The sequence below is a fragment of the Pandoraea pnomenusa genome (genome assembly GCF_040391475.1).
GTDB lineage: Bacteria > Pseudomonadota > Gammaproteobacteria > Burkholderiales > Burkholderiaceae > Pandoraea > Pandoraea pnomenusa_C.
Genome location: NZ_JBEBXS010000048.1, coordinates 1 through 8,776 on the forward strand (window position 1 = coordinate 1; position 8,776 = coordinate 8,776).

The window sequence follows — 8,776 nt, forward strand, 5'->3', positions numbered from 1 at the left end:
CACCATCGAGGATCCGGTGGAAATCCGGCTGCCAGGCGTCACGCAGGTCAATCTCAACGAGCGAGCGGGTCTCGACTTCGCCACCGCATTGCGCGCATTCCTGCGGCAGGATCCGGACGTGCTGGTCGTGGGTGAAATTCGCGACGCACAGACAGCGGAAATCGCCGTACAGGCCGCACAAACCGGCCACCTGGTGTTCGCCACCGTCCACGCGAACGATGCCCCCGGCACGCTCGCGCGCTTGTTCGATCTCGGCGTGGCACCGTTCAACCTTTCGGCAACACTGCTCCTCATCAGCGCACAACGTTTGCTCCGACGTCGATGTCCGGCCGGTTGCGAGCCGAGGCATGCCCGCGACGACAAGGCGCCTGCCGAATCGGCGTGCATGCGTTGTCATGGCACCGGTTTCGCGGGGCGTGTCGGGGCATTTCAGGTGATGCCGATCAGCGCCATGCAGGCCATCAATATCGCGCAGGCGCGCAGCCCTCACGAGCTTGCCGCCCAAGCGGAGAGCGAGGGCGTGATGACATTGCGCGAGGCCGGGCTCTGGCATGCCGCAAGCGGCACCGTCTGCGAGGAGGATGTCGATGCCACGACACCTGCCTGAGCGCGTTGGCGGCAGCGTCGATGTCGCGCTCCCGACGCACTCGAAACGCGTGCGCTTCCGTGTATCCGATGTAGCGGGCCGTCGTCTGCGACGACGCGCGCTACGGACATCCCGCGTAGCACACGGATTGCGGACGTCGGCGATATCGGGCACAGCACAATCACCGCGAGTTCGCGCATGATCCGAACGACGAAGCCCCGCCGCTGGCACTGGGAGGGTCTCGATGCAAGCGGTCAGCATCGACGAGGCGAGCTGATCGCCAACGGCGAAGCTGCCGCACGGCGAATGCTGCGCGACCAGCAGCTGTCGATCACACGCTTGCGACCGGGGCGTCGCCATGCTTCGGCCGGACGCGTCGCGGCCTCCGACGCGACCGATCTGGTACGGCGCCTCGCCACGCTGCTCGGCGCAGGCGTGCCGCTCACGTCGGCGCTCGACGTACTGGCGCGTGGCGCGCACGCACGCGGCTTGAAGCGTCTCGCCGCCGATATTGCGCTGGACATCAAGCAGGGGCATTCGCTGGCACAGGCGATGGCGCGCGCCAGTCGACGGTTCAGTCGTGTCGATTGCCAACTGATTGCTGCCGGCGAAATGAGCGGCCAACTCGGGCCGACGCTGCGCCGCCTGAGCGAGCAGTACGACCATGTGCGAAGCGTGCGCGAAAAATTGCAGCGAGCCCTGACCTATCCATTGACTGTGCTCACCGTCGCTGTCGCGGTGGTCATCGCCATGCTGCACTGGATCATCCCGGAGTTCGAACGACTATTCGCCAGCGCCGCCGGGGGCGGCATACCGTTGCCGCCGCTCACGCAATGGCTGATCGACATGTCACGCGCGTCGCTCGCCGATGGACCGTGGTGGCTTGCCGGGGCGGGCGTGGCCGGTTTGCTGAGCGCCGCGGCATTGCGACGAAGCACGCGCGCGCGAACGGTGCGTGACCGCCTGCTGCTGCGTCTGCCCGGCATCGGACGCATCGTGCGCACGATGAGCGCCGCGCGATGGGCGAGAACCCTCGGCACGCTGCTCGATGCGGGTGTCCCGCTGCCGGATGCGATGGACGCCGCCGCGAAGGCCTGCGGCAATCTCGTCATGCAGCACGCGGCGCACGACGTGCACCGAACAGTGTCGCGCGGCGGGCGGCTCGCGACCGCCCTCGAAGCGGGTGCGCACTGGCCGCTGGTGGTGGCACAACTGGCCGTGATCGGGGAGGAATCGGGTACACTCGGGCGCATGCTCAACCAGGCCGCCGGCCTGCTCGACGAAGAGGCCTCGCAGGCGCTGGTCAGTGCGTGTGCGACGCTCGAACCTATGATGATTACGTTTCTCGGCCTGCTGATCGGCGGCATGGTCCTCGCCATGTACCTGCCGATGTTCCAACTCGGATACGGTGTCGCATGAACGGCTACGCGGAACTGCTCCTCGTCGATTGGCTGGCCGCGCTGGCGCCGCACTGGCGACTCGCGATGTTCGCCGCATTGGGCATCGTCGCCGGACTCGTGCTCGACGTGATCGTGCGACGCGTACCGGTCGCCATCGAACAAGCATGGCTCGAAGAAATGCAATCGGTGGACCCGGCCGATTTGTCGCTGACGTCGTCGTCGCTGACCTCGTCGATATCCGGCGCTTCGCGACACGCCTCGTCCCGCCAGGCCGATGTGCCCACGCCGTCCGCAACGATGGCACTCGCCGCACATCCCGCCACACATACCGCCCCACATCCCGCCGCGACTCCGCTTCCTGCCTACGCCGAACCGTTCACGCTTCCCGTCGCCGCACCTCACCGCCGCTGGCAATTGTCGTTGCTCAGCGGTGTGCTGAGCCTTGCCGTCGCGTGGCGATTCGGCCCGACATGGCAGAGCCTTGGCGCCCTCGGACTCGTCTGGACGCTCATCGCCCTCGCCTACATCGATTACGACACGCAACTGCTCCCCGACATCCTGACGCTGCCGCTACTGTGGGCCGGACTGCTCTGCAATCTCGGCCATTGGTTCGCCGCCCTGCCGGCGGCCGTCATCGGCGCAGCGGCGGGCTACCTCAGTCTGTGGGCGTTGTACTGGGTGTATTGGTGGCTGCGCCGTCGCGAGGGCATGGGATTCGGTGACTTCAAGCTTTATGCGGCGCTTGGCGCCTGGTTCGGATGGACCGCACTCCTGCAGGTCATCACGTTGGCCTGTCTGCTTGCCATCGTGGTCGCGGGCGGTGCATGGCTCGCTGGACGGTTGCGCAGCGATCAAATGTTCCCTTTCGGCGCCTTTCTTGCCGCAGCCGGCATGATCACGCTGTTCGGCGGGAACGGACTGATGATCTGGATCGGAGGAACCCCATGACTTACGCCATCGGCCTGACCGGGGGCATCGGCAGCGGCAAGACGACCGTCGCCAACCTGTTCGCCACGCATGGCATCGCCATCATCGACACCGACGCCATTGCGCACAGCATCACGGCGCCCGGCGGTGCGGCCATGCCGGCGATTCGCCGCGAGTTCGGCGACGCCTTCGTTTCGCCCGATGGCTCGCTCGACCGCGCTCGCATGCGCGAGGCGGTCTTTACCGACAACGCCGCGAAAGCGCGTTTGGAGGCCATCACCCACCCGCTGATCCGAACCGAATGCGAACGCGCCGCAGCCGAAGCCGACGGGCCGTATCTGATTTTCGTGGTGCCGCTGCTGGTGGAGTCGGGAACCTGGCGCGCACGCGTGCAGCGCGTGCTTGTCATCGACTGCACCGAAGAGACGCAGATCACACGTGTCATGTCACGCAATCGCTTCTCGCGCGAACAGGTGCAGGCAATCATGGCTCGGCAGGCAACGCGCGCCCAACGGCTCGCAGAGGCCGATGACGTCATCGACAACGACCTCCAGCACGCGCCGCTCGCGCCGCAGGTCGATCGTCTGCATGCGGCCTATTTGAAGCTCGCCAGCGCGTTCGAGCGCGGCTGACGGACGCCCGGGCGGCGTTCGATGCGGGACCTTGTGGCCTGCGCTGCACCCCTGGAGACTGCGTCGAATGTCGCGATTCTTGCGTGACTCGCGCGCGTCGTGCTTGACTGAGCGCCCGCTCGCGTTGCGCCTCGACAGATTCCCGCATTAGAATGTCGCCATTACGCTGAACAGCGCCAACTTTTGGGCCAACGCGCTTGATCCTGTACGAATATCCGCTCAACGAACGCATTCGCACGCTGCTTCGGCTAGAAGAGCTGTTCGGGCGCTTTGCCTTTTTCGTCGGACAGGATCAGCCGCTCGATCATCATGCGGCGCTGATCACGATGTTCGAGATCGCCGACATTGCCGGGCGCACCGACCTGAAGAACGAACTGGTCAAGGAACTCGACCGGCAACGTCAGACGCTGCATACCTACCGCGGCAATCCCGACATCGCCTCCGACGCGCTCGAGCAATTCATCGGCGAAGTCGAGCTGGCGATTGCGAACCTCAATCAGATTCCCGGCAAACCCGGCCAGCACCTGAACGACAACGAATGGCTCGCAAGCATTCGCAGCCGTTCGGTCATTCCCGGTGGTACCTGCCGCTTCGATCTCCCCTCGTATTACGCCTGGCGTCATAACGACACCGAGCAGCGTCGCGCGGACATCGACAAGTGGATCGGGCCACTGATGCCCCTGCGCGACGCCATCGGCATCGTGCTCGGTCTGGCACGCGAGTCCGGCCATGCCAGCAAGGCGATGGCGCAGCAAGGCAGCTACCAGCAGATGCTGACCGGCCGTGTCTACCAACTCATGCAAGTGCGGGTCGCCGCCGATCTGCGCGTCATTCCCGAAGCCAGCGCCAACAAGTACATGCTGTGGGTGCGTTTCACGACGCAGGACGGTGATCTCAAGCCGCGTCCGGTCGACAGCGACGTGCCGTTCCAGCTCACGCTCTGCAACCTGTAAGCGCATGACAACCGTCGTCAACTGTCCGACCTGCGGCAAGAAAGTGGTCTGGGGACCGCAGGCCAAGTTCCGTCCGTTCTGTTCCGAACGGTGCAGGCAGATCGACATGGGCGCCTGGGCGGCGGAGAAATACACGATTCCTTCGGAGTCGCCCGACGATCCCTCGAACGACTCGCCGCTCGATCCGGCGGATCGCTGACCCGCCACCGAATCTGCGCGAAATCGACGTTGCGTCGGCCGGATTCGACGCAAATCTGTCGCAATCAATGCAAAAGGCACCCTCTCGGGTGCCTTTTGCATGGTGCTACGGATCGTTAAACCCGGTTCCACCCCAAGACTTGCGCGTCGCTCGACAAGCCGAAAGACGGTCGGCGCACGCGGGTGTCCGCACTGTGACGGGTATGTCGACGTGCGCGGCAGGTGCGACCAAGCCCAGGGACCGATCGCCTGCCCGATGCCGACATCCGCGACATCCGCGACATCTGCGACATCGGCAACATCGGATTACGACTTGGCCGCGAGCTCCTCGGCAAGCCATGTGAGCGGCGGCAGTGCGGCAGGCAGCAACGGCTCGACGCTCACCGGCGGACGCTCCCATGCCAGCGCCTGCCCTTCCTTGCCGTGCGGCTCGCCCTGCCATGCCGTCACCTTGCAGAAATGCAGACGCACATAGGCGTGCGGATAGTCGTGTTCGAGCACGCGCCAAGGTGCGCAACGCTCGACCGTCACCCCAAGTTCTTCGTGCAGTTCGCGCGCGAGCGCCGCCGCCACCGACTCGCCCGCTTCGAGCTTGCCGCCCGGGAACTCCCAGTAACCGGCGTACGGCTTGCCGGCGGGCCGCTGGCCCAACAGCACGGTGCCGTCAGGGCGTACCATCACGCCAACCGCCACTTCCGTCACGGGGCGCCCGTCGGGCGCGTATTGTTTCGAGTCTGTCATATCACTGCCTGATTACCGCGAATTCTTTGCCAAATCACGACCAGATCGCTGCCCGATGCCTGCACGACGCATCGCTGCATTCCCCGATTCAACGAACCGACGCGCCGGGACCATCCCCGCGCGTCGCCACATCAAACCGGTACCACGCGATCAGGACGCCGATGCGGTACCGTGCTGCTTGCCCGCCCAATCGCGCGCAAACTGGAACGCTACGCGCCCCGAGCGCGAACCGCGCTCCAGCGCCCAGATCAGCGCCTCGTGTCGCGCATTTTCCGTCTGATCTTCCGGCACACCGAAGTGCTGCAACCAGTGGGAGACGATCGTCAGGTAGTCGTCCTGCTTGAACGGATAGAAGCTCACCCACAGGCCGAAACGCTCGGACAGCGAAATCTTCTCTTCGATCACTTCGCCCGGATGGATCTCTCCGTCGTCCGTGTGGCGATAGCTCTCGTTGTCCTTCATGTACTCGGGCAACAGGTGACGGCGGTTCGACGTCGCGTAAATCAGCACGTTATCGGACTGCGCAGCCACCGAACCATCGAGCGCAACCTTCAGGGCCTTGTACCCCGACTCGCCGTCTTCGAACGACAGATCGTCGCAGAACACCACGAAACGCTCCGGGCGCGCCGAAATCAGATCGACGATGTCGCCCAGATCGACCAGGTCGTCCTTGTCGACTTCGATCAACCGCAGCCCTTCCGAGGCGTACTGGTTCAGGCAAGCCTTGATCAACGACGACTTGCCGGTGCCGCGTGCGCCTGTCAGCAGCACGTTATTCGCAGGCTCGCCACGCACGAACTGACGCGTGTTCTGCTCGATCAGCCCCTTCTGGCGCTCGATGTTCTGCAGATCGTCGAGGGTAATGGCGGAGACGTGCGCCACCGGCTGAAGGAATCCGCGGCCCTGCTTCTTGCGCCAGCGGAATGCGACGGCGGATTGCCAGTCGATTTCGGGAACCGCCGGAGGCAACATCGCTTCCAGGCGGGCCAGCACGCCTTCGGCGCGCGTAAGGAACTGCTCGAGCTTGTCCATGCTTCGAAACCCCTGCGCCGCTTACGGGCGCTTATGTCGATGCTTCGTCTTGTTGTCGCTTCCCTTCGCTGTGCGCCACGGTGCTTGTGCCACCTGCCGGCGTGGACCGACGCTGTCGGTCGCTTCCACCGGCGCATGCGCGACGCCGGTCGGGCGTCGCCGCTTTGCGCCGACGGCCCCCGCCTCCTGTGGGAAGCGCGTGGCCGTCGCGTCAGGTCTCAGGAACGGTAATCGGCGTTGATGCTCACGTAGTCGTGCGACAGATCGCACGTCCACAGCGTTGCCGCAGCGTCGCCACGACCGAGCACCACGCGCACCGTGATCTCGCTTTGCTTCATCACGCGCTGGCCGTCTTCCTCGCGGTAGTCGGCGTTGCGGCCACCGGCGCGGGCCACCAGCACGTCGTCCAGATACAGGTCGATCTTGCTGACATCCAGATCGTTCACGCCGGCATAGCCGATGGCGGCAAGAATGCGGCCCAGATTCGGATCCGATGCGAAGAACGCCGTCTTCACCAGCGGCGAATGGCCGATGGCGTAGGCGATCTGACGGCACTCGGCCACGTCGCGGCCACCTTCGACCGTGACGGTGATGAACTTGGTCGCGCCTTCGCCGTCGCGCACGATCAATTGCGCCAATTCCTGCGAAATCGACAGCAGCGCGTCGCGGAACGCGGCAAACGCCGGCGTGTCCGTGCTGGCAATTTCCGGCAGGTCGGTCTGGCCGGTGGCGGCCACGATGAACGAGTCGTTCGTGGAGGTATCGCCGTCGATCGTGATCGCATTGAACGAGCGGTCCGCCACGTACTTCACGAGTGCGTCGAGCACCGGCTGCGCCACGCGTGCGTTGGTGCCAACGAAGCCGAGCATGGTCGCCATGTTCGGCTTGATCATGCCGGCGCCCTTGCTGATGCCCGTGAGCACGATGGACTTGCCGTCGATCACGATCTCGCGCGAGGCCGCCTTCGGCAGCGTGTCGGTCGTCATGATCGATTGCGCGGCTTCGAACCAGTGTGCGGGCGCCAGATTGGCAATGGCCTGCGGCAAGCCGGCAACCAGACGGTCGACCGGCAGCGGCTCGAGGATCACGCCCGTCGAGAACGGCAGAATCTGGTTCGGCGCCACCGACAGCAGCTTGGCCAGCGCGTCGCAGGTGGCGCGCGTGGCGGCCATGCCCGGCTCACCGGTGCCGGCATTGGCGTTGCCCGTGTTGACGACGAGCGCACGGATACCCGCGTGTGCCGCCAGATGTTCCTTGCATACCGTCACCGGGGCGGCGCAGAAACGGTTCGTCGTGAAGACGCCCGATACGGTGCTGCCGGCGGCGAGTCGCATGACCAGCACGTCCTTGCGATTCGGTTTGCGGATATTGGCTTCGGCCCAGCCCAGCTCGACGCCGGGAACGGCGCGCAGTTGGGAGGCTTCGATCGAGGGGAAATTGACGGCCATGTGGGTTCGCCCGCGAGAGGTAAGGGTTGCAGCTCCCGCCCTGGCGATGTCGGCACGACAGCCCGCCGGGGCGGCGGTTGATCGGTGCGGCCGGATCGCGAAGTGCGAAATCCGGCGCTACAAACGACGCGGCGCCGATCATGAGTCGGCGCCGCGTCGATCGGTTCACATCTTAAGACAGTTTGCCGTGGCAGTGCTTGAATTTCTTGCCACTGCCGCACGGGCACGGATCGTTGCGGCCAACCTTCGGCAGCAACTCTCCACCGGCGTCGGCAGCACCCGCAGTGCCGGCAACGCCTGCCGCGGCCTGCGCAAGCGCCGCGACCACCGGGCGACCGGCGTCCTCGTCGACTTCGCCCTCACCGCCCACGGTCTCGAGCTCGTCATGCTTGAACTCGATGTTGATCAGGCCGCCCGCGTTGTCGTCGAGCGACTCGGTGGCCTGCTCCAGCTCTTCCTGAGACTGGATGCGCACGTTCATGATGACGCGCGTAACTTCCAGCTTGATGGTCTCGAGCAACTGCGCGAACAGTTCGAACGCTTCGCGCTTGTACTCCTGCTTCGGGTTCTTCTGCGCATAACCGCGCAGGTGAATGCCCTGACGCAGGTGATCCAGCGCCGCCAGATGCTCGCGCCAGTTCGAATCCACGCTCTGGAGCATGACCGAACGCTCGAAACCGGAGAACGACTCGCGTCCGACCAGTTCGACCTTCGCGTTGTACGAGGCCTCGGCCGCGTCCATCACTTCCTTGAGGATGTCCTCGTCGTCGATCTCTTCCGAGCCTTCGATACGCGACTGCAGCGGCAGGTCGAGCTGCCACTCTTCGCGCAACGTCGTTTCCAGCCCCTTCAGGTCCCA

At 65.1% G+C, this 8,776-nt stretch carries 10 protein-coding genes; 6 read left to right on the forward strand and 4 right to left on the reverse strand.

What is annotated here, in order from left to right; all coding sequences use genetic code 11:
• The 6 genes from ABWO90_RS24920 to yacG all read left to right on the forward strand — a co-directional run.
• A partial coding sequence (locus tag ABWO90_RS24920) for a GspE/PulE family protein (RefSeq protein ID WP_353193893.1) occupies positions 1–607 on the forward strand: 607 nt, incomplete at its 5' end.
• Between the two features lie 177 nt (positions 608–784).
• Positions 785–2,005: a type II secretion system F family protein gene (locus ABWO90_RS24925; protein WP_353193894.1), complete on the forward strand. Its 1,221-nt coding sequence runs from the start codon at positions 785–787 to the stop codon at positions 2,003–2,005.
• Positions 2,002–2,934, forward strand: a complete 933-nt coding sequence (locus tag ABWO90_RS24930) for a prepilin peptidase (RefSeq protein ID WP_353193895.1) — start codon at positions 2,002–2,004, stop codon at positions 2,932–2,934. The genes ABWO90_RS24925 and ABWO90_RS24930 overlap by 4 nt, the downstream gene beginning before the upstream one ends.
• Positions 2,931–3,545 carry a dephospho-CoA kinase gene (gene coaE / locus ABWO90_RS24935; RefSeq protein ID WP_353193896.1) on the forward strand — a complete coding sequence of 205 codons (615 nt, stop codon included), beginning with the start codon at positions 2,931–2,933 and terminating at the stop codon, positions 3,543–3,545. The genes ABWO90_RS24930 and coaE overlap by 4 nt, the downstream gene beginning before the upstream one ends.
• Positions 3,546–3,742: 197 nt before the next feature.
• Complete coding sequence (gene zapD, locus ABWO90_RS24940; RefSeq protein ID WP_353193897.1) at positions 3,743–4,498, forward strand: cell division protein ZapD; 756 nt, start codon at positions 3,743–3,745, stop codon at positions 4,496–4,498.
• A 4-nt stretch (positions 4,499–4,502) separates the two neighbouring features.
• Positions 4,503–4,697 carry a DNA gyrase inhibitor YacG gene (yacG, locus tag ABWO90_RS24945; RefSeq protein WP_353193898.1) on the forward strand — a complete coding sequence of 65 codons (195 nt, stop codon included), beginning with the start codon at positions 4,503–4,505 and terminating at the stop codon, positions 4,695–4,697.
• A gap of 305 nt (positions 4,698–5,002) precedes the next feature.
• On the opposite strand, the gene ABWO90_RS24950 is transcribed toward yacG, so the two are convergent.
• The 4 genes from ABWO90_RS24950 to ABWO90_RS24965 form a co-directional block, all read right to left on the reverse strand.
• Positions 5,003–5,437 carry an NUDIX domain-containing protein gene (locus ABWO90_RS24950; RefSeq protein ID WP_353193899.1) on the reverse strand — a complete coding sequence of 145 codons (435 nt, stop codon included), beginning with the start codon at positions 5,435–5,437 and terminating at the stop codon, positions 5,003–5,005.
• Positions 5,438–5,587: 150 nt separating this feature from the next.
• On the reverse strand, positions 5,588–6,469 hold the full coding sequence (locus tag ABWO90_RS24955) for an ATP-binding protein (RefSeq protein WP_353193900.1): 882 nt from the start codon (positions 6,467–6,469) through the stop codon (positions 5,588–5,590).
• A 218-nt stretch (positions 6,470–6,687) separates the two neighbouring features.
• Positions 6,688–7,917 (reverse strand): bifunctional glutamate N-acetyltransferase/amino-acid acetyltransferase ArgJ, encoded by a 1,230-nt coding sequence (gene argJ, locus ABWO90_RS24960; RefSeq protein WP_353193901.1) that lies wholly within the window; start codon positions 7,915–7,917, stop codon positions 6,688–6,690.
• A 172-nt stretch (positions 7,918–8,089) separates the two neighbouring features.
• Positions 8,090–8,776: SEC-C metal-binding domain-containing protein (locus tag ABWO90_RS24965; protein ID WP_353193902.1), on the reverse strand; the 687-nt coding region annotated here is incomplete at its 5' end.